Here is an 18,354-nt window from a genome sequence, read left to right on the forward strand (position 1 = left end):
CGGTCGATGCCGGGCTCGCGACGCTCCTCGTCGGGTTCTTCGCCGTCTTCAACGGCCTCGGGCGCCCGGCGTTCGGGAACCTCACCGACCGGATAACACCGCAGAAGACGGCGATGCTGACGTTTGCGCTGATCGCGGCGGCATCGCTGCTGATCTGGCTCGCGCCCGGTGTGCCGGCCTACATCGTCGCGTTTGCCGTTCTCTGGGGGTGCCTCGGGGGCTGGCTCGCGATCGCGCCGACGGCGACGGCGTCCTACTTCGGGACGTGCGATTACCCGCGCTGCTATGGGGTCGTCTTCCTCGCCTACGGCGCAGGCGCCATCGCCGGGCCGCAACTCGCCGGGTTCGTCCGGACGGCGACCGGGACCTACCTCGGCGTCTTCCCGCTGGTTGCGGCGCTCGCCGTGGTGGGGTTCGCCGCCGCCTGGCTCCTGATGCGGCCGCCGGCCGCGGTTCCGGCACCGGGGGAGGAGAGAGAAGAAGGGGTTACGCCTTCTCCGTGAGCCCGAGGCGCCGGAGCACCACGGCGGCCGCCTCCATCCCGCCGTCCAGGTAGACGGCGCCGATGAGCGCCTCCAGGCACTCGGCGAGAACCCGGCCGGAGGTCCAGACCCGCTGGGCGGCCTCGCCCTTTCCCCACCGGACGTAGTCGGCGAGGTCAAGGTCTTCTGCGAGAGCGCGGAGCCGGGACATGTTCACCAGGTTCATTTTGCGGTTGGTGATCGCGCCCTTGTCGTGCGCCCCGCCCGTGACCGCCGCCGCCACGACCACGACATTGATGACCGCATCGCCGAGGGTGGCAAGGGCGTCCATGTGGGCGCCCGAAGGGAGGCCCGCCTCCAGGGTGTAGGCGAGGCGGGTGAGCGCCCGGCCGAGGAGCGAGCGGTCACGAAAGGCATAACCTATCTGCTCCTCGATCTCACCCGGGTTCCGGCGGCTGGCGTCGCTCATAAAAAGAGGGTTACTCCTGAACTTCGGCCTTCTCGATCCGGACGGGGACCTTCGGCTTGTCGGCGGAGTTCGTCGCCACCTTTCCTATCTTATCGACAACGTCCATCCCCTCGACCACCTCGCCGAAGACCGGGTGGGCGCTCGGTGTCTGGGGGTTGTCCCAGTCGAGGTAGGTGTTGTCCACCAGGTTGATGAAGAACTGGCTGCCGCCGCTGTTCGGGCGGCCGGTGTTCGCCATAGCAAGCGTCCCCCGGCGGTTCGAGCGGCCCTTCACGAACTCGTCGGTGATGGTGTAGCCCGGGCCGCCTGTCCCGGTGCCGGTCGGGTCGCCGCCCTGGATCATGAACCGGGGGATGACCCGGTGGAAGATCGTCCCGTCGTAGAACCCTGATTTAGCCAGTTTCGCAAAATTCCCCGCGGTCACCGGCATGTTGTCGTAGAGCCGGATCGTGATATCGCCCATGGTCGTGTGGAGCACGACCTTCGTCCCATTTGCTTCTGCCATATGAAATCTCCGTAAGGTATTGTCTGCCGGTATTACTTATTAGTGCTTGGCGCCCGGCATCCGGACCGTGCGGCCGTCCGTTCTTTCGGGGGACCGGGGCGCCGTAGTCTCGGGCGGCCTCACGCCCGGTCCCGGCCCGGAGCCGCACCGCGTCAATAAGATCACCTAAACAGCCCACATAAGTAAACTATTATTAGCCCGCTGTGCGTACGTTAATACCATGTACCGCGGAGCGAACCTGCCACCGATCACCCATCATCTCGCCGGAGGACTTCCCCGATGAGCCGCCGGGCACCGGTCTTCATCATCACCGGCGGGCAGGGCCAGTGCAAGACGACGTTCCTGCACCTGGTTCTCGGGCTCACCGTCGGGCTGAACGTGCGGGTCAGGGGCGTGATCTCTCCCGGCTATGTGCGGGACGGGCGGAGGTCGGGGTTCACCCTCGTCGACCTCGCCACCGGCGAGCACGAGGAACTCTCCTCGATCGACCCCGACCCGCGGTGCGAGGCCCACGGCCGGTTCTATTTCCGCCCCGAGGGGCTTGCGTTCGGCCGCAGGGCGCTCGCACCGCCGGACCCCCGCGAGACCGATCTGATGGTCGTCGACGAGGTGGGGAGGTTCGAACTCCAGGGCGGGGTCTGGGCGGAGCAGCTCGACCGGCTGGTCGCGCACCCGCATCCCCCGATGATCTGGACGGTCAGGCGCCGACTCCTCCATACCGTCGTCGAGCGCTGGAATATCCAGAACCCCGTCGTGGTGGACGTCGGGACCGCGAGCGTCATGGCGACGGCGGAAGCTGTAATGGATGCCGTCTGGGAGTGGCGGGAGGCGCAGACGTTCTCCGTAGTTCCGACACCTTCGCTTCCCGGGGATCGCATCGCTGCTCCAGCGCTCTGTGCGGATGCGGCCGCCGGGGGTTCCCCGGGTGCCCCGGCAATCCTCCGGCGGCGCTACGGCCCGGAGGGTTGAGGAGGATCCGCACCGATCCGGAAGAGCAGAACGGCAACAGACACCCGCCAAAAAACCCGGTGCATTTTTTACTCCGGTATATGAGCGGGCTACGAGAACGCCCACCGGCACCAACGCATCGACGAACTGCCGCCGGGCCGCGCACAGTCGATACACGACTTCCGGCCCTCGATAGCGGCTGAAAAACGGGATCTGCCTGCCGTGTCGCATATTCAGGTTGCCCAACCGCAAACGTGATGACGACGGTCGTCCCTTCCGGGCCTTCATGCCCAAGAAAGAACGTTGGGAACGGCCTTACCCCGATACTCGCGACAGATGGATATCATGAGCGGTTGGTCAAGTGCGGTGAGCACTCCCTCTCGCTTGACTTCCTCAGCTGGCGGCACGAGTCTCTCTTGCAGATAAACGCCGGGAAATGTGGCCGCCCCGTATCAGTATCCGGAACCATTTGTCGCGGGGATGGCCCGCATCCCCGTCTCACGGCAGCAGACTACATCAACCTCTTCCACCGGATCAGCCAGGTGAATCTCTCCCAGAAGGTCACTCCCGAGCTCCTTGCCGAAGGACGTGATCATCGCCGTCGACAACACCGGGATTACCGTCACGAACCGGGGTGAACGGCTACGAGAGATGGTCAGGCGCGGATGGATAAAAGTCCATGTGATGATCGATGTCGAGAGCAACTAGGTTCTGGTCTGGAGATCACCGACGAGTCGGCGCAGGACGACCAGATCTTCGCCCCCCTTCTCGACCAGGTGCAGCAGCACTGCGGCGAGGAGCACCCGACATACCTGCTGCTTGGAGACGGGGCATACGATAGAAACGAGATCTTCAATCTCCTTGAGAAACGGGGTATCCGCTCCGGGATCAAGACCCGAAGCAATGCGGCAACCCACTCAACCAGGTCACCCTATCATGCCGAGTGCGTCGGAGATCGCATCAGATTGGGCGAATATCAGGTGTGGTCGCGGATAACTAACTACGGGATGCGATGGAAAATCGAAGGGAATTTCTCCGGATTCAAACGGCTTTTCGGGGGAAGGTGTGCGTGCAACGTCCCGGGAGGGAATGTTCTGTGAGATCCGGATGAGAGCGAGCTGTTGCAACACGCTGGTTGCGGCGGTGGCCCGAGCAAAGCCACCGCAGGAAGACCCGCGAGGAAATCCTTGGAGATTGTGCAACACGGCATTATGAGTGATATCGTTATGAGCGCTTTTCAGACCGTAGTTTTTTCTTTCACCCGCAACAACTCCCTCTATGCGAATTTAGAGGCACGGAGCATTCGGCGGTGCTTATGCCGTCCCACTGAGTATCTCCGCCGCCTGCTCTCGCGTTATACCGCAGTTGTAGAACTCTTTGTAGAAGGCTATGACCTCTGCCTCCATATCGAGGTCCTTGAACTGCTCCGGGTAGAGCGTCTTCGCTGCCAAGAGCACCATCAGCGGCTGCTCGCTCGAGTAGCCCCAGGGCCCCGTTCCGCTGGGTATTGCATATACGTTCCGGTTCTTTACCGCACTTACACCGCTGAGCCTCGTGTCGTTGTAAACCAGATCGATCTCTTGACCGCCGAGGAAGATCACATCGGGGTCCCATGCGATTAACTTCTCCAGATCGAATGTTATCCTCTTCGCGACATTGTTCTTAGAGACGGATATACCGCCGGCTTTCTCGATCCACCACCTGTGGTGGGCGGTCATGGTCTTGTAGTTGCAATACAGCACCTTCGGCCGCTGGTCGTCCGGTATGGATGCGATGACCTTGCCCGGTCGGGCGACTGTCTCATCGAAGTACCTGATGTACCTCTCGCCCCTCTCCTGCTCATCGAAGACCTCTCCGAGTATCTTTACCACATCTTTCACGAGCTCAGCATCCGTCTCGGGCATGGGCAGGAAAACAACAGTGAGACCCCGTTCCTCGAATGCTTCTACTTTGGGCATGCTCGCGGAGAACACAATGTCGGGGTTGATCTTCACGAGTTCCTCGAGCTCGATGCCCCCCTGGATCTTCGGTTTATCCCTTAAATCGGGCGAGACCACAGACTGGTACTTAGATAATCCAGGCGTGCTATAGGCGATCTTGTCCCCCTGTCCCATGACGAACATGAAACTGTTCAGCACCGGGACGGCACCATCCGTCACGATGGTGTCGATATGCTTTGGGATGACAACCTCCCGCCCCGATACGTCCGTGACTACCTTTGTCCCGCTGTCGGTTGCCTCCCCCTGCCCGGTGCAGCCGCAGGTGAACGCCAGAAGTGCTATGAGTGATATGACTATGAACGCTTTCCAGCCTGTAGTTTTTCCTTTCATCTCGAATCCCTTCTCCTCTGTAACTACTACACACACCGATTCCCGTACAAATGCCTTACGTGCGACAACAAATTCCGTGATCGCCGCAATATCCGGGATCCGGCAACAGGGCGGGGGAGAGACTGGTTCTCCTGTTAGCCCCCCACCCATGCTGGCTCATTGATTATGCAGGGCTCCTGCCTGCCGTTCCGCTGAGTATCTCCGCCGCCTGATCTCGCGTTATCTCGCAGCCGAAGAACTCTTTATAGAAGGCCATGACCTCCGCCTCCATATCGAGATCCTTGAACTGCTCTGGGTAGATCGTCTTCGCCGTCCAGAGCACCATCAGCGGTGTCTCGCTCGTACGGTGGGCCCAGTAGTGCGCTCCCATAGGTGCTACATACACGTTTCCGTTCTTTACCGCGCTTACCCCGCTGAGCCGCGTATCATTCTGAACCAGAGCGATTTCTTGACTGTTAAGAATAATCACGTCGGGATCCCATGCGAGTAACTGCTCCAGATCGAATGTCATGCTCTCCTCGACACGATCGGTCTTAGAGACGGCTATTCCGCCGGCTTTCTCGATAAACCACTCATCTATCTTAAGGCCTGTGGACATACTCTTGTAGTTGCAGAACAGCACCTTCGGCCGCTGGCCGTCTGGTATGGATGCGACCACCTTACCCGGGCGGGCAGTGGTTTCATCGAAGTACCTGATGTATCTCTCAGCTCTCTCCTGCTCATCGAAGACCTCCCCGAGCAGCAGCATCAGGTTTTTCACATCCTCAGCATCTGTCCAGGCGAGGTAAATGACGGGGATACTGTTTTTATCGAGCGCCTCGACCGAGGGCATGCTCATGGTGAACGCAACATCGGGGTTAATCTTCATGAGTTCCTCGAGGTTGATGTCCCCGGTTGTGGGCTGGATCGACGGTTTATTCTTTAAATCAGGTGAAATTACATACTGGTACTTCCACCGGCCCTGTTTGACAAATGAGTCCGGCAGGCCATTGGCGATCTTATCTCCCTGCCCCATGACGAACATGAAACTGTTCAACACCGGCACGGAACCGATCGTCACGATACCATCGATATTCTTCGGGACGACGACCTCCCGTCCCGCCATGTCCGTGATCACTTTCGTTTCGCTGTCGGTTGCCTGCCCCTGCCCGGTGCAGCCGCAGGTGAACGCCAGAAGTGCTATGAGTGATACGGCTATGATTGCTTTCAGGACTGTACTCGTCTCTTTCATCATCAACACCCCCTGCAGGCCTCATACGCAGGTCCCGTACGGGTAGCCCTTCAGGCGTTCCGGCATATCGCCTCACAGGTGTGATATAACGTCTTTAACGCCGGGAGTTTAATTATTTCTATTTACAAAATAGATTTGGTAACAGTTTATGGTTAATTATCCCGTGTTGCGAGGTCGGTGAGTTCGCCGGGGCACCCTCTGGTACGGAACCTGGTGGGAGATCTCTGATGGGTTATGCTCCGGTAAAACCCCGAGGTTCAGCGACAGGGTGGGGAGAAGGGATACGAGGAGTACTCCGTTAATTTCCCCGCCCATGTCGAACTGAAGAGCATCGATCGTTTCAGCCCGCTTATACCCCATCTCTGGCCGTGACGGACCAGACCATCATGCCGCTGCAACTCTCTGTTTCGGAACGGTATTTGCCGCCCGGCGATGCATTTTTGTAATACTCCCTGATCTTTCCCTCGACATCGCTGGAAACATCGCGGGTGCATCTCAGATCGTTGATCGTCTCTTCCGCTGCCTCGGCCCAGTCCCGCTCCTGGGTCCTTGAAACACGGCTGAGCTTCACAAGCGGCCGGTAACCGAGAACATAGAGGTACATAAACGGATACAGCATATCCGGTCCGGGGTTTTCGGGTTCCTCACCCAGGATGTTCCTGAAAATCTCCCGGCGGGCCCCGTCTGTACCCACCCTCCCGACGAAGCGGCTGTAATAGCAGAACTGCCTTGAACACGCCATCATCCGGTCGAAGGTCTCGACGTCCCTGATTCCCGGCGTCATCGACGCGACCACGAGATCGAACTTCTCCCGGAACCCAAGTTTGTCGATATCGGCCGACCACCACGAGCATTCGACCGCGTTAACACGCAAGCCTTCGTTTTTCGCGGTTTCCCTGAGGTGATCGAGCATCCTCGTCGAGATGTCGAGGGCCGTGACGTCCGCCCCGGCCCGGGCAAGGGGGAGAGAGAGGGTGCCCGGTCCGCACCCGATGTCGAGGACGCGTGCGTCCTCGGGTGAGAAACCGGCCTCCTCCAGAACTGCAAAAAAATCGGCAACTCGTTTCCGGTGCCTTTCCTCATCCATGTTCTGTACAAAGCGGTCAGCCCGCTCATCCCATTGGGTCGCCTGCAGGTCGTCAGTGACTATCCTGTTGTTCTGTGCCGATGCATTCCAGCAGTCGATCCAGCATTTCACATTATTATCCTGTGTCATTTTTCACATCCATTGATACTTGTATCCTTTTTCTCTTCCTTTCCAACCTCTCACCAGATCGCCGGTTACTCCCCTGGGGGACTTTAACTGCCCTCTCTATCTATCCCGGCCATACCATCCGGCACTCGCTCCCTGTATCGCCCTGGTTATCGACTAGCGACCCCGTCTCCTCCGGGCGTACCCGTTAGCGCCCGGATCAGTAGGGATCCCCCCGTGTCCCGGGATCGACAACTTTGCCCCCTGCGAGCATCTCCAATATCTCTTGGTCCGACAGGTCGTAGTCGTAAAACGTCGTATAGAACCACTGCATCTCTCTTTCTATGTCCACATCACCAAATCTGTCCGGGTAAAACAATTTTGCTGCCCATTGCATGGCCAACGGCTGTTCAGCTGTGGCCAGCCAAGGCCCCATCCCCGCAGGAATCACGTAGACGTTCTGGTCCTTGACTGCTTTGACTCCGCTCAAACGGATATCGTCATAGATGTCGGCGTACCCCATGCTATCATAGACAATAATGTAGTCCGGGTCCCACGCAAGCAACTTTTCCATATCAAAGGTACTCGATCCCTTCAATTCTCGGGATACATCCCTGCCTCCGGCCTTCTCTATCCACCATTGCGCCGATGAGAAACTTGAGAGTGACTTATAGTTACACATCAGAACTTCAGGCCGCTGCTCATATGGCACGTCCGCGATGCGATCTTCGATGAATCTTATCTTGGTATCGAGATAGTCATTGTATGTCCGGGCCTGATCTGGCCTCCCAAACACCTCACCGACCTTCGTAATGGTCTTCTTCTTCATCTCCACGGCAGGTTCGTCCCACCACGTGAGGTAGAATACAGTAACATCGTATTTTTCCATCAGGTCGACCTGTTTTTTATCGAGAGTAAAGACCACGTCAGGGTCTATCTTTTTTATCTCTTCAATGTTGACGTCGCTGCCCTGTTGCACTACAGTGCCGTTCTCCATCCCCTTCGCAAAGACCATCTGGTACGCGAATTTATCGGAAGAGTAGGACTCAGGTATCTTACTCGCTATGGTGTCGCCGGCGCCCATGGCCGTGACGATGCTGTTGAGCACGGGGATTGAGCCAATTACGACAACTTTGTCGACATGATCCGGCAGCACCACATCCCTGCCCATCAGGTCCGTCACCACACGGGTTTCGAACGGCGCGGAAGGTTGCACCGCATCCGGGTTCACCACTACGGCAAACGCCAGTACAATGATGGATACGACGCATACAAGCGCTAATCCTTTAATTTTATTATCCAAGTCCATCCCTCCGGATTCTGGGAAAAGCAATTCTGTCAGGCGAGCATCTCAATGAACGCCTCGGCGCGGTTCTGGAACTGCTCGGTCGACTCCATCCTCGCCAGTTCTCCGACCTCGATACTGATAGCAGGCAACCCTGTCCGTTCTTTTATGATATCGGTGACCATGCGGGCTATCGCGCTCTGGTAGTTGCAGCCCCAGTTATGGATGAATATCACGCCGTCGGCGCGGGACTCCAGAATCTGCTCGACGGTCCACTCCGCCCGCTCCACCGTGGGCCGTTCGTAGGGCAGCGAGGCCATCGCCCTTGCGAGGTTCTCGTAGGGGTCGCCCGCTTCCTGTACCTCCATGGTGGCTGTACTCCACATATCGTCCCTTCCGACGATGACACCGCCCTTACTGTCCACGAATCCCGGGTTTGTGTGTGCACAGGACCCGCAGACATACAGCCTGGCCGGGTCGTCCACAAGCCCTGCGCCTTTGACACCCTGCTTTGCCCGCGTTCGTATCTCATCCAGCGTCTCTTCCAGGATCTGCGTGGCCGCGGTAAAGTCGAACATACCGCCGACGCCCAGGTGTGCCATCCCGCTATCGCTGCTGTTTGTCGGCGGCACCTTCGCCTGCCACCACGTCTTCTGGCACTCCCTGACCAGGCTGCGGGCATAGTTCTGTTGCCGTATCTCATCTCTCAGGCACCGGTCCGTCACCTCCCTGCCGGATAACTTCCCAAGTTTCTCGGTAAGCGTTTGCAGTTCTTCCTTGAGGTAGTCGACCCGCCACTCCCCCCAGTGATGGTTGACCGGATAGTCTACGATGTGCAGAGGAGCCTGGCTGATGGTGTCATGCCGGCAGGCCTCGGTCACGTACGCCATATCCGAACACCGGGTACACAGGCAGGGGGCGACCATGTTGACGGGCACCTTCATCTTCTTCATGATCGTCAGGCACGCGATCAGGTTGCATGACTCTACCGAGAGCATCTTTCGTGACTCTTCCAGCAGAGCCATCCCCATCCTGTTGGATTCGTCGAAGCCCCTGCCCTCCTTGAGGTTCATGATCCATCCTCTCGGGAACATGGGGCCTACCGGAATACAGCCGGCGGCATAGTACGGCTCGAACGTGTAACCTCCCTGGATGACCACAAGCGGGGCACCTTTGCTGTGAGCGTCCTTGAGCCGGTCTATCGCGGTCATCCCCATATAACTGCACTTTATCCCACTGAGGAGCCATACGTCGCAGGAAAACCGGCCGCCGAACGAGGGATTGGTGCTGTAGGCATAGGGATATCGTTTTGGCGCTTCTTCGGTCATGTAGTCCCAGATCTCCACCGGGGAGACGCGTCTCCCATCCTTGAAGACAAGGTCGGGAGTCTCTAAAAAGAGCGGGCGAACTTCTTCGGGGTACCGGAACATCCCCTGATCGCTATGCCGCATGCCCTGCCCGGTACCGCCGCAGGACGGCGTGCATACCGGGCCGCTCACACCCTCACCTCCGCCACAGGCTGCCCGGGCCGGCATCCCCTGCTCGTGAGGAGTTCGATAAACGCCTCCACCCTCGTCCGGATAGCCTCAGTGTCCGACCCGGCATACTCGGTATGAATCTCTATCATGGGTATGCCCTCGTTGCCCAGCACCTCTTTAACTTCAACCGCTTTGAATGTGAACGGGTCGCAGTACCGCAGCGTATGGTAGATCACGCCGTCTACGTTGCTCTCCCGCACGAGCCTCATCATGTTCGCCAGCCGATGATCGGTCTGCCGGTCGAGATGCGGTTGCGCTGCATGAGGAACCCGGTCCATGTACGCGTCGGCGATGCCGGTGACGGTCGGTTCGTTGATCCGCACCAGCGACGGGCTCAGCCCCGACCAGAGGTCATCGACCACCACGCGGCCTCCGGCCTGCTCGATGATCTCGATCAGTTTCGTGTCTCCCGGGGCAAGGACGCTGCCCGAGAGCATGATTCGCGGGCCGTCCGATGCTGCCACGGTATTCTCTCCGTGCTCAACCCGGGCAAGCAGTTCGTGTAACAGCGACGCGTACTTCTCCGGGCTCAGGTAATACCCGGCGTGGACGGCCTCGTAGAGTTCCCTCCAGGTGAGGGATAATCGGCCCCGCGAGACATGGTGGTAGAGTTCCCGGGTCGTGTTTCGTATGGACGAGTAGAGCGCGACAGACTCGGCGAGCTTCTCGGGGTCGAGCGGGGTGCCGGCAATCTCCTCAAGTTCGTGGACGAACCACTGGAGTTCCCGGTGGAAATACGCCCGTGCCCCGGCCGTCTGAAACGTTCTTGGTACGCAGAGCACGACCGTCTTCACCTTAAAATAGTAGTCCAGGAGGTCTGCCATGCGGTACATCTGCAAGCAGGTGCCGTCAATAGCGACCGCATCGACGTTCTTCACATAAACATCGTTCTTCTCGGCAAAAAGACCGATGCTCGCCCGTAAGAAGACGCAGTTCTGGTTAGAGATGTACCGTGCCCCGATCTCCACCAGCCGGTCATCGCCGCCCCTCCCAAGCCTTATCGGGATGAGCCCCAGCGCGTGGATGATCTCTATGGGTGTGGCGTACCCGAACCATCCGATCACCTTTGCACCCTGCTTCCGGGCTGCCTCGATCTCTGCTGGTCTCGACGCGAGGGCGTCCCTGACATTCGCTATTGCTCTGAGAGTCATGCGCCCGCCTTCCGCCCGGTTGTTTCTGCAATGACCGCGGCCCCCAGCGCTCCGACGAGCTGGGGGTCGAACGCCGGTACGGTGATGCTCGAGCGGAGAGACCGCTCGAGCGCCGCCTTCATGCCTGCGTTCTTCGCAACGCCCCCGGAGAAGAAGACGTCGCCCTCCACGCCTACGCGGGCGGCCATCCCTGCGATCCTGTTTGATATGGCCGAATGGATCCCGCTGATGATGTTTTCAGGCAGTTCACCCCGTGCGATAAGCGAGATCACTTCAGACTCTGCGAAAACCGTGCAGGTACTGCTGATCGGCACGGCATCCGTCGCCCGGAGCGCCATCGGACCGAATTCGTTGATATCGACCTTGAAGACGCCGGACATCACCTCCAGGAACCGGCCGGTGCCGGCTGCGCACTTGTCGTTCATAGCAAAGTCGGTCACATTTCCCTCGCCGTTGACGCGTATCACCTTGCAGTCCTGGCCACCCATGTCGATGATCGTCCGGGTAGCCGGGTGGAGGTAGTATGCGCCCCGTGCATGGCACGTGATCTCCGTCACCGTCTTATCTGCATAGTCGGAGGATACCCTCCCGTAGCCCGTGGCGACCAAATAGGCAACGTCCTCCTCCGAGAGGTTCGCGGCTTTCAGCGCGATGCGAAAGACTTCCGGACCGCTCTCTTCCGGCCGGACGCCGGTAGGCACCACACCGCTTCCGGCGATGCCGCCGTTTGATATGATCACTGCCTTCGTCGTAAGCGATCCGACATCAATTCCGGCAAATGCCGGCTCACTGGCTGATTGACACATGCTATCACATCCGAATCTTGTTTCACACATCCGTATGATCGAAATACTCCGTGAACGCCAATGGGTGAAGGGCTCTTCCTTCTCCTCAACGGAGGACACCGCCACACATCAGCGTCCCATACCGCCGACGGTTGAACATTAGATGTACTACAGGGCGACAAGATATCTTTTATGTTTAACATTATCAAAAAGTTAAGATGCATTAGTTGATTTGGGGCGTGAAAAATTGCCACAACCCCGACAGGGGGACACTCAAAGCATTTCGGATTCCCGAAACAGAGGAACAACCAGCGATCATCTCAGCAGATGCAGCCTATGGTGCCCAGGAGATTCGTCAGTGCAGCCGGAAACGAGGGATCCGGAGCAATATCCCGGTCAACCGGAGAGCCCGAAAACCTCCGAGACGAAGGAGGCCGATCTGGTTCGATCCAGAACTCTACAAGAAGCGCAATGCCATCGAACGGTTCTTCAGCTGGATTGAAGCATTTAAGAAATTACCGGCAATTTGCCGGTAGCCCATCCACAGAGCATGGTGTGATAGTGTCCGAGAGGAACACGAACACGCGTGCACCGTGGAAGAGGAAACCCCGTTTCCTCTCGCTCTAAGGCGACCATGCCCTTTTTTTCCCTTCGTGCGTTCACGGTGCCTGGGACCGCCGGACGGCGATCCGGTCGGCCCCCTTCCCGAAGAAGTGGTAGCCGGAACCGCCCTCGGCAAGGATATCCAGCAGGCGGTCGGGGTCGGTCACCTGGTTTCCACCGACGATCTCCACGCCGCGCGAGAAGAGAGCGTCGGGGAGGATGCTCACCGAAGGGCCGAGCACGACCACCGTGGCCTCCGGCCGGGCGAGTTCGAGCAGGTGGTCGAGCGTCCCGTTGATCAGCGTGGTGCCGGTGATGACCAGGGTGTCGGCCCAGGGAACAACCATATCCGTCTCCTCGACCGGCGTGTAGAACGGCAGCTCGTCGGGCTTGAGCGTACGGGGATCCATCTCGAGGACACGAAACGGCTGGCCGGCCTGCTTGAGGGCACGCAGATACGGGGTCAGCGCCCCGACGACTACGACATTCCCGCTCTCCTGTATCGTGAGGAGATCGACCGCATCGACGCCGCGTACGACGGAACAATCCGGCCCGGGGCATACATCGTCACAGAGCGCCGATAATGCGCTGACGACCGCGATCCCGAGCGCCTTGCGCATCGGCCGGTCTCCAAGAGCGTCGGCCAGGTAGGCTTCGATTCTCCGCTCCCGGAGCCTCCCCGAGTGCGGCAGCGCCTTTGCGGAACTCGGGCAGCAGACGGCTTCCGGGATCGACTTTATGGGCGTGGCGCAGATACCCCCATGGCCCGTGCTGAGTTTGACTCCCGTGAAAAAGACTCCCACAACCGCGCGCTCGACCCTCACGTCATCCACCCTCTCCCCGAGGCGCTCCTTGAGGATCCGGACGGTCGCGTCGAGGACTGTACTGTCGCCCATCAGTTCCCGCACCCGCCCGGCCCGCAGCTGCACCCGGAAGACGAGGAGCCGTCCCGGCAATGCACGGTCTCGCCGTCACCTTTCGTCGCACAGAAGAGGACACCATAGCCCATTCCGGTCTCGTGGGGGGAACTGGTGATGTCGATGTATCCCAGGCGCTTGAGCACGGCCTCAAGGCCTTCCGGGTGGCAGAGTGGATGCCCGGCGCTCATGAGTGCCCGGTCGAGTTCTGCAGTCCCACTCCCCGGGGATATGGTGCAGCCCGGTGAGCAGAAGAGATGGTTGAGGACGAGAAGGCCACCAGGGGCGAGGGATTCCGTGATCTTGCCGAGGACGTCCGTCAGCCGGTCCCGGAACTTGTAGAGGAGGTGCGAGACGATGATGAGGTCATACCCCCTGCCCGGATCGTCGACGAGGATGTCTCCTCCCCGGGCGGAGATCCGTCCACCCATACCGTATTTGCCGATGTACTCCCGGGTCAGCGGTACCACGTGCGGGAGATCGAAGACGCTTGCCTGTAGGTTCGGGTTCTCCTGGCAGAGGGCGACGGCGTAGAGGCCGTGGCCGCCGCCGACATCAAGCATGGACCGGGCGTTCCTGAACCCGGAGTGCTGGCCGATCAGGCCGACGACGTGTTGCAGTTCGCCCCGGGTGCACCGCTGGGCGACCGCCCTGAGATGGTCGTGCGTCGGCCGGGGACCGGTTTTCGGCGTCTCCATGCCGTTCCTGAGCGTTGCGGCCAGGTTGGACCACAAAGAAGCTTCGCTGCCGGCGGCGAGAATCAGGTCGCCCTGGTAGGTGGGGCTGGTGCTGACAAGGAGTTCTTCGGCGATTGGGGTGTTTGCACACACGTTCTCTTCGAACGTGATGTATCCCATATCGGTGAGCGCCGTCAGGAAACCCCGGGTAAACATCCCGTTTATGCCGATTGCAGTGACATCATTTCTTGCGGTCGGGCCACGCTCCGAGAGCCAGTCAAAGAACCGGAGTTCGAGCGCTGCCGAGAGGACCCGGTACGATTGGTACCCGGACAGGGCTGCATCCAGGCGTGCAACGCCCTCTACCGCCGGCATGACCTGCCGGAGCTGGGTTGTCTGTTTCGTCATGGTGTAATCACATCCGTTCAAATTGGTGTCGGGTGGAGGATGCTCTCCACCTCCTGGTCCGTAAGGTCGTAGTCGTAGAACTCACGGAAAAACTTCTTTGTCTCGTCGGCGAGGTCGACGTCGGCGAACCGGTCCGGGTAGAGTTTCTGTGCAAGCCAGAGGATCCCGAGCGGGCTCTCCGGTGCGGGGCGATCCCACCAGAACGTTCCTACAGGGCAGGGATACACCGCCCCGTCCCGGACCGCCGTGACGGTCGCAAACTGGGGGTTGGCTACAAACGCACCGGCCGGGCTCGAGTAGTCCTTCATGTTCGATGCAACGTAGATGACCTCGGGGTCCCACCGGACGAGCTCTTCGGCAGAGATCTCATAGCCCCCACGGATGACCTTCTGGTCGATCCCTCCGGCGACGTTAATCCCGCCTGCGGCGCGGATCATATCGTTACCCCACGCACTGTGGCCTTCCGTCTTGAGTGGGGTGCTCATCATGTAATAGACCCGTTTCCGCTCGCTCTTGGGGATATCGGCGATCTTCGCCTCGATCCGTGCGAGAGTTTCATCCCAGTACGCAACCAGCCGTTCGGCACGCTCTTCGCGCCCGAAGACCAGACCCAGCATGCGAAACTCCTGTTTCAGTTCCTCGACTCCGGCACGCCCCGTGAGCACCCGCACGACCGGGATCCCGGCTGCCTCAATGCGGGCGTTGCCTGTTTCTGCATAATAACTCCCGATAACAATGTCGGGGTTGAGTTTCAGGATCTCCTCCACGTTGGCGTTGTCGAAGGAACCGACGTCGGGTGTGGTGCGGTATCCCGGGACGACGGTATACAGGCGCTCCGTAGTGCATTGCTGCGGCTGGGCGACGACCCGGGCGCCGACCCCCAGGGCGGCCAGTTCCTGCGCTGCTCCGCCGCAGCAGGTGATGACCACGGTCCTGACCTCGGACGGGATGGTCACCGTCCTGTTGTCCATGTCCGTGATCGTCCGGACCGTTGCGGCAGGATCTCCGCCGGCTGTCCCGGGCGCCGCAAGGATGAAAGCAAGAGCCAGGACGGCGCAGACAGCCACAATGGCGAGAACCAGATGGCGAGCATCTTTCTTCATAGCAACTATACCATACAATAGTGCGACGTAGCATGAATTTAATAATATTGTTTTACTTTTAAGATAAGTAAAATAATCTACTTTTACAGAATAACTCGGCAGATATCCTTATCCCCGAACCCGTACGCCGCGTTCGGCACGGTGATCTCGAACCGGGCACAAGTGAACTGTTACAACACGCCAGTTGCGGCGGTAACCTAGGCGGAGCCACCGCAGAAAAGACCCCTGAGGGAACCCTTGGGGAATTGCGCAACGCGACAGAACCTGCCGAACCTTTTTATCATTGTTGTAAATGTTATTTATTTTACATTCCCATAAAATTAAATAAACGATATAGACAGATCAGATATGGACGGTATACCGGATGACCCATAGGAAAGAACTGATTATAGAGATCGGACAGGAACCCAGGAAGAATGTTGCGATCGGTTTTTGGCGATCTATTTTTCGGGACGGCATACCGACCCATGAAGCCGTACTCCGGCTCATCCCGGTGGATAAGGTGATCTACCTCCTCCCGGTCGCCCTCTTCTTCTTCTCCCTCTTCTTCGGGAGATACATGATGGACCCGGTGGAGACCTTCCGGATCCTCATCGTCGGGACGGCGAACGCATGTTTCGACGGTGTGTCGTCCCTCCTCTCGGCCGTCTCCGGCCATCAGGTCCTCCTTCCCTCCTTCGAGCAGACCTGGGGAGCATCGGAAGAGACGGTCGTCTTCCGGATCAGGCTCCCGCGGTTGATAGCGGCGATGCTCGTCGGGGGAGGGCTCGCCATCGCGGGTGCCTCGTTCCAGGGACTCTTCAGGAACCCCCTCGTCTCGCCCGACATCCTCGGCGTGTCCGCCGGCGCAGGGTTCGGGGCAGCCGTCGGGATCCTCCTCTCCGGCAACCCCTGGGTCATCCAGGTCTCCGCCTTCTTCTTCGGGATCCTCGCGGTCGCCGTCACCTACGGCATCGGTCGGGCCGTCGGCAAGGGCTCGACCCTCGTCCTCGTCCTCGGGGGGATCATCGTTGGATCACTCTTCTCCGCCTTCATATCCCTCACCAAATACGTCGCCGACCCCTACGACACCCTGCCCGCGATAGTCTTCTGGCTGATGGGAAGTCTCTCCGCGGTCTCGAACGCCGACATCGTCGCGGTCGCCCCGCCGATCCTTCTCGGCGCCCTCTGCCTCTACCTCGTCAGGTGGCGAATCAACCTCCTCGCGGTCGGCGAAGAGGAGGCGCGGGCGCTCGGGGTGGACACAAAGAGGATGACCGTGGTGCTCATCATCGCCTCGACGGTCATCACCGCCTCCGCGGTCTGTATCAGCGGGATCATCGGCTGGGTCGGCCTCGTCGTCCCCCACATAGGAAGGATGCTCGTCGGCCCGGATTTCCGCAAGCTCATCCCCGTATCAGCCATCCTCGGGACCTCGTTCCTTCTCGTCGTCGACGACATCGCAAGAACCCTGACCGCAGCCGAGATCCCGCTCGGCATCCTGACGTCGCTCGTCGGTGCGCCATTCTTTGCATACCTCCTGACACGCAAAAAGGTAGGCTGGATATCATGATCCTGAACGTCAACAACGCCTCGTTCTCGTACGACGGCATCACAAAACAGTTCGAAGAGATCTCCCTCTCCCTCCGGAGAGGAGAGGTCCTCTCCCTCCTCGGGAGGAACGGGACCGGAAAATCGACCCTGATCAAGTGCATCCTAAACATCCTCACGCTCCAGAAGGGGGAGGTGGAGATCGACGGTCGCCGGGTCGCCGATATGCGGCCCGAGGAGGTCGCGCGGCAGGTCGGTTACGTCCCCCAGGCCCACCAGGCCGTCTTCCCGTTCTCGGCGCTCGATTTCGTCCTCATGGGGAGAGCCCCCCATATATCAGCCTTCTCGGTCCCGGGCGAGGAGGACTACGAGAAGGCGGAGGAGGCGTTTGCGCGGATCGGGATTACCCATCTCCGGGAGAAGTCCATCTCCGAGATATCGGGCGGGGAGTCGCAGATGGTGATGATCGCCCGCGCCCTCGCCCAGGAACCGTCGCTGCTCATCCTCGACGAACCGACGTCGCATCTCGATGTCGGCAACCAGATGAAGACGATAGCGACTATCGACCAGCTCGCCGCCGACGGGATCGCCATCCTGATGTGCACCCACTTCCCCGACCACGCGTTCCTGATCTCGCATTCGGCCGCCATCCTCAATAAAGGCAGGCTGATCGCGCAGGGCCGGGTCGAGGACGTCATCACAAAGGAGAACCTCCGTGAGGCTTACGGGGTCGATATCTGCGTCCACTACATTGAGGAGGCCGGGCGGACGGTCTGCATCCCGATGAATCCCTGCGGGTGCCGGGGCAGAGGGGAGGTATAATGACCCCGACACCGCGGTCCGCCACCCCAAAGGAAGAGAAGCGGGATGCAGACGCATGAGTGCCGCTGTTGTGCCCACTGCTGCCTGATCCCTGAGGGGGAGTGCGGCAGATGCGGCATGTACCGGGGTGCCGGAGGAGCGGCCGTCGAGGTCTTCCCCGACTCCTACCTGGCACGCTACCCGACCGCCATAGAGACGGTCCCTTTCCTTCATTTCTGGCCGGGACATACCTTCTATGCCGTCTCCTCGGTCAGTTGCAACCTCTCCTGCCCCGGGTGCGTCTCAGCAATCCTGACCGCCGATCCCGGCACCCTCACCGGGGCGCTCGTGCGCCTGCCGCCCGATAAAGTGGTCTGTGAAGCGGAGGCGGCAGGCTGC

At 59.8% G+C, this 18,354-nt stretch carries 17 protein-coding genes and 2 pseudogenes; 7 read left to right on the forward strand and 12 right to left on the reverse strand.

The annotated features are described in order from the left end of the window. Positions 1 to 503 (forward strand): MFS transporter (locus tag BP858_RS04075; RefSeq protein WP_286878910.1); only part of this gene is annotated, 503 nt, incomplete at its 5' end. Here the strand turns inward: BP858_RS04075 and BP858_RS04080 are convergent. Together BP858_RS04080 and BP858_RS04085 are read right to left on the reverse strand one after the other, a co-directional pair. Next, positions 487 to 951, reverse strand: a complete 465-nt coding sequence (locus BP858_RS04080; protein WP_286878911.1) for a ribonuclease III domain-containing protein — start codon at positions 949 to 951, stop codon at positions 487 to 489. The two genes, BP858_RS04075 and BP858_RS04080, sit on opposite strands and share 17 nt — an antisense overlap. Positions 952 to 961: 10 nt before the next feature. Next, a complete protein-coding gene (locus tag BP858_RS04085; RefSeq protein ID WP_286878912.1) occupies positions 962 to 1,456 on the reverse strand; it encodes a peptidylprolyl isomerase in 495 nt (164 codons plus the stop codon). Positions 1,457 to 1,735: 279 nt separating this feature from the next. Here BP858_RS04085 and BP858_RS04090 point away from each other — a divergent pair, with 279 nt between their 5' ends. Both BP858_RS04090 and BP858_RS04095 read left to right on the forward strand, forming a co-directional pair. Beyond that, on the forward strand, positions 1,736 to 2,425 hold the full coding sequence (locus BP858_RS04090; protein ID WP_286878913.1) for a nucleoside-triphosphatase: 690 nt from the start codon (positions 1,736 to 1,738) through the stop codon (positions 2,423 to 2,425). Between the two features lie 324 nt (positions 2,426 to 2,749). Continuing rightward, a pseudogene (locus BP858_RS04095) lies at positions 2,750 to 3,553 on the forward strand (transposase); the annotation flags it as partial. Positions 3,554 to 3,717: 164 nt separating this feature from the next. Here the strand turns inward: BP858_RS04095 and BP858_RS04100 are convergent. The 7 genes from BP858_RS04100 to BP858_RS04130 all read right to left on the reverse strand — a co-directional run bounded on the left by BP858_RS04100 (position 3,718) and on the right by BP858_RS04130 (position 11,937). Continuing rightward, complete coding sequence (locus BP858_RS04100) at positions 3,718 to 4,734, reverse strand: ABC transporter substrate-binding protein (RefSeq protein ID WP_286878914.1); 1,017 nt, start codon at positions 4,732 to 4,734, stop codon at positions 3,718 to 3,720. A gap of 163 nt (positions 4,735 to 4,897) precedes the next feature. Next, positions 4,898 to 5,968 carry an ABC transporter substrate-binding protein gene (locus tag BP858_RS04105; protein WP_286878915.1) on the reverse strand — a complete coding sequence of 357 codons (1,071 nt, stop codon included), beginning with the start codon at positions 5,966 to 5,968 and terminating at the stop codon, positions 4,898 to 4,900. A gap of 346 nt (positions 5,969 to 6,314) precedes the next feature. Then, the gene (locus tag BP858_RS04110) at positions 6,315 to 7,181 is read right to left on the reverse strand and encodes a class I SAM-dependent methyltransferase (protein WP_286878916.1); all 867 of its coding nucleotides are present in this window, start codon (positions 7,179 to 7,181) and stop codon (positions 6,315 to 6,317) included. A gap of 196 nt (positions 7,182 to 7,377) precedes the next feature. Continuing rightward, positions 7,378 to 8,460, reverse strand: a complete 1,083-nt coding sequence (locus tag BP858_RS04115; RefSeq protein WP_286878917.1) for an ABC transporter substrate-binding protein — start codon at positions 8,458 to 8,460, stop codon at positions 7,378 to 7,380. Between the two features lie 35 nt (positions 8,461 to 8,495). Further along, positions 8,496 to 9,941, reverse strand: coding sequence for a 2-hydroxyacyl-CoA dehydratase subunit D (locus BP858_RS04120; RefSeq protein WP_286878918.1), 1,446 nt, complete (start codon positions 9,939 to 9,941; stop codon positions 8,496 to 8,498). Then, the gene (locus BP858_RS04125) at positions 9,938 to 11,131 is read right to left on the reverse strand and encodes a 2-hydroxyacyl-CoA dehydratase subunit D (RefSeq protein ID WP_286878919.1); all 1,194 of its coding nucleotides are present in this window, start codon (positions 11,129 to 11,131) and stop codon (positions 9,938 to 9,940) included. The genes BP858_RS04120 and BP858_RS04125 overlap by 4 nt, the downstream gene beginning before the upstream one ends. Beyond that, positions 11,128 to 11,937, reverse strand: coding sequence for an acyl-CoA dehydratase activase (locus BP858_RS04130; RefSeq protein WP_286878920.1), 810 nt, complete (start codon positions 11,935 to 11,937; stop codon positions 11,128 to 11,130). Before BP858_RS04130 ends, BP858_RS04125 begins: the two co-directional genes overlap by 4 nt. A 218-nt stretch (positions 11,938 to 12,155) precedes the next feature. Here BP858_RS04130 and BP858_RS12340 point away from each other — a divergent pair, with 218 nt between their 5' ends. Continuing rightward, a complete protein-coding gene (locus BP858_RS12340; RefSeq protein ID WP_394339375.1) occupies positions 12,156 to 12,452 on the forward strand; it encodes a transposase in 297 nt (98 codons plus the stop codon). A gap of 123 nt (positions 12,453 to 12,575) precedes the next feature. Here the strand turns inward: BP858_RS12340 and BP858_RS04135 are convergent, their stop codons facing one another. From BP858_RS04135 to BP858_RS04145, 3 genes are read right to left on the reverse strand one after another with little or no spacing between them, the layout of a single operon-like run. After that, the gene (locus tag BP858_RS04135) at positions 12,576 to 13,415 is read right to left on the reverse strand and encodes a DUF364 domain-containing protein (protein ID WP_286878921.1); all 840 of its coding nucleotides are present in this window, start codon (positions 13,413 to 13,415) and stop codon (positions 12,576 to 12,578) included. Further along, a complete protein-coding gene (locus tag BP858_RS04140; protein ID WP_286878922.1) occupies positions 13,415 to 14,521 on the reverse strand; it encodes a methyltransferase in 1,107 nt (368 codons plus the stop codon). Before BP858_RS04140 ends, BP858_RS04135 begins: the two co-directional genes overlap by 1 nt. Positions 14,522 to 14,538: 17 nt before the next feature. Beyond that, a complete protein-coding gene (locus BP858_RS04145; protein ID WP_286878923.1) occupies positions 14,539 to 15,624 on the reverse strand; it encodes an ABC transporter substrate-binding protein in 1,086 nt (361 codons plus the stop codon). A 364-nt stretch (positions 15,625 to 15,988) separates the two neighbouring features. On the opposite strand from BP858_RS04145, the gene BP858_RS04150 reads away from it, so the two are divergent. The 3 genes and pseudogenes from BP858_RS04150 to BP858_RS04160 form a co-directional block, all read left to right on the forward strand. Beyond that, entirely contained in the window at positions 15,989 to 17,176 is a 1,188-nt protein-coding gene (locus tag BP858_RS04150) for a FecCD family ABC transporter permease (protein ID WP_286878924.1), read from the forward strand. Further along, a complete protein-coding gene (locus BP858_RS04155; RefSeq protein ID WP_286878925.1) occupies positions 17,173 to 17,976 on the forward strand; it encodes an ABC transporter ATP-binding protein in 804 nt (267 codons plus the stop codon). Before BP858_RS04150 ends, BP858_RS04155 begins: the two co-directional genes overlap by 4 nt. Before the next feature lie 45 nt (positions 17,977 to 18,021). Beyond that, positions 18,022 to 18,354: pseudogene (locus BP858_RS04160) on the forward strand (radical SAM protein); the annotation flags it as partial.

It is taken from the genome of Methanoculleus sp. UBA413 (genome assembly GCF_002502935.1).
GTDB classification, from domain to species: Archaea; Halobacteriota; Methanomicrobia; order Methanomicrobiales; family Methanoculleaceae; genus Methanoculleus; species Methanoculleus bourgensis.

Bases quoted from the DNA above. Each gene is read 5' to 3' on its own strand.
- BP858_RS04080 (WP_286878911.1), bottom strand. From the start codon at position 951: ATGAGCGACGCCAGCCGCCGGAACCCGGGTGAGATCGAGGAGCAGATA.
- BP858_RS04085 (WP_286878912.1), bottom strand. From the start codon at position 1,456: ATGGCAGAAGCAAATGGGACGAAGGTCGTGCTCCACACGACCATGGGC.
- BP858_RS04090 (WP_286878913.1), top strand. From the start codon at position 1,736: ATGAGCCGCCGGGCACCGGTCTTCATCATCACCGGCGGGCAGGGCCAG.
- BP858_RS04100 (WP_286878914.1), bottom strand. From the start codon at position 4,734: ATGAAAGGAAAAACTACAGGCTGGAAAGCGTTCATAGTCATATCACTC.
- BP858_RS04105 (WP_286878915.1), bottom strand. From the start codon at position 5,968: ATGATGAAAGAGACGAGTACAGTCCTGAAAGCAATCATAGCCGTATCA.
- BP858_RS04110 (WP_286878916.1), bottom strand. From the start codon at position 7,181: ATGACACAGGATAATAATGTGAAATGCTGGATCGACTGCTGGAATGCA.
- BP858_RS04125 (WP_286878919.1), bottom strand. From the start codon at position 11,131: ATGACTCTCAGAGCAATAGCGAATGTCAGGGACGCCCTCGCGTCGAGA.
- BP858_RS04130 (WP_286878920.1), bottom strand. From the start codon at position 11,937: ATGTGTCAATCAGCCAGTGAGCCGGCATTTGCCGGAATTGATGTCGGA.
- BP858_RS04135 (WP_286878921.1), bottom strand. From the start codon at position 13,415: ATGGGCGACAGTACAGTCCTCGACGCGACCGTCCGGATCCTCAAGGAG.
- BP858_RS04140 (WP_286878922.1), bottom strand. From the start codon at position 14,521: ATGACGAAACAGACAACCCAGCTCCGGCAGGTCATGCCGGCGGTAGAG.
- BP858_RS04145 (WP_286878923.1), bottom strand. From the start codon at position 15,624: ATGAAGAAAGATGCTCGCCATCTGGTTCTCGCCATTGTGGCTGTCTGC.
- BP858_RS04150 (WP_286878924.1), top strand. From the start codon at position 15,989: ATGACCCATAGGAAAGAACTGATTATAGAGATCGGACAGGAACCCAGG.
- BP858_RS04155 (WP_286878925.1), top strand. From the start codon at position 17,173: ATGATCCTGAACGTCAACAACGCCTCGTTCTCGTACGACGGCATCACA.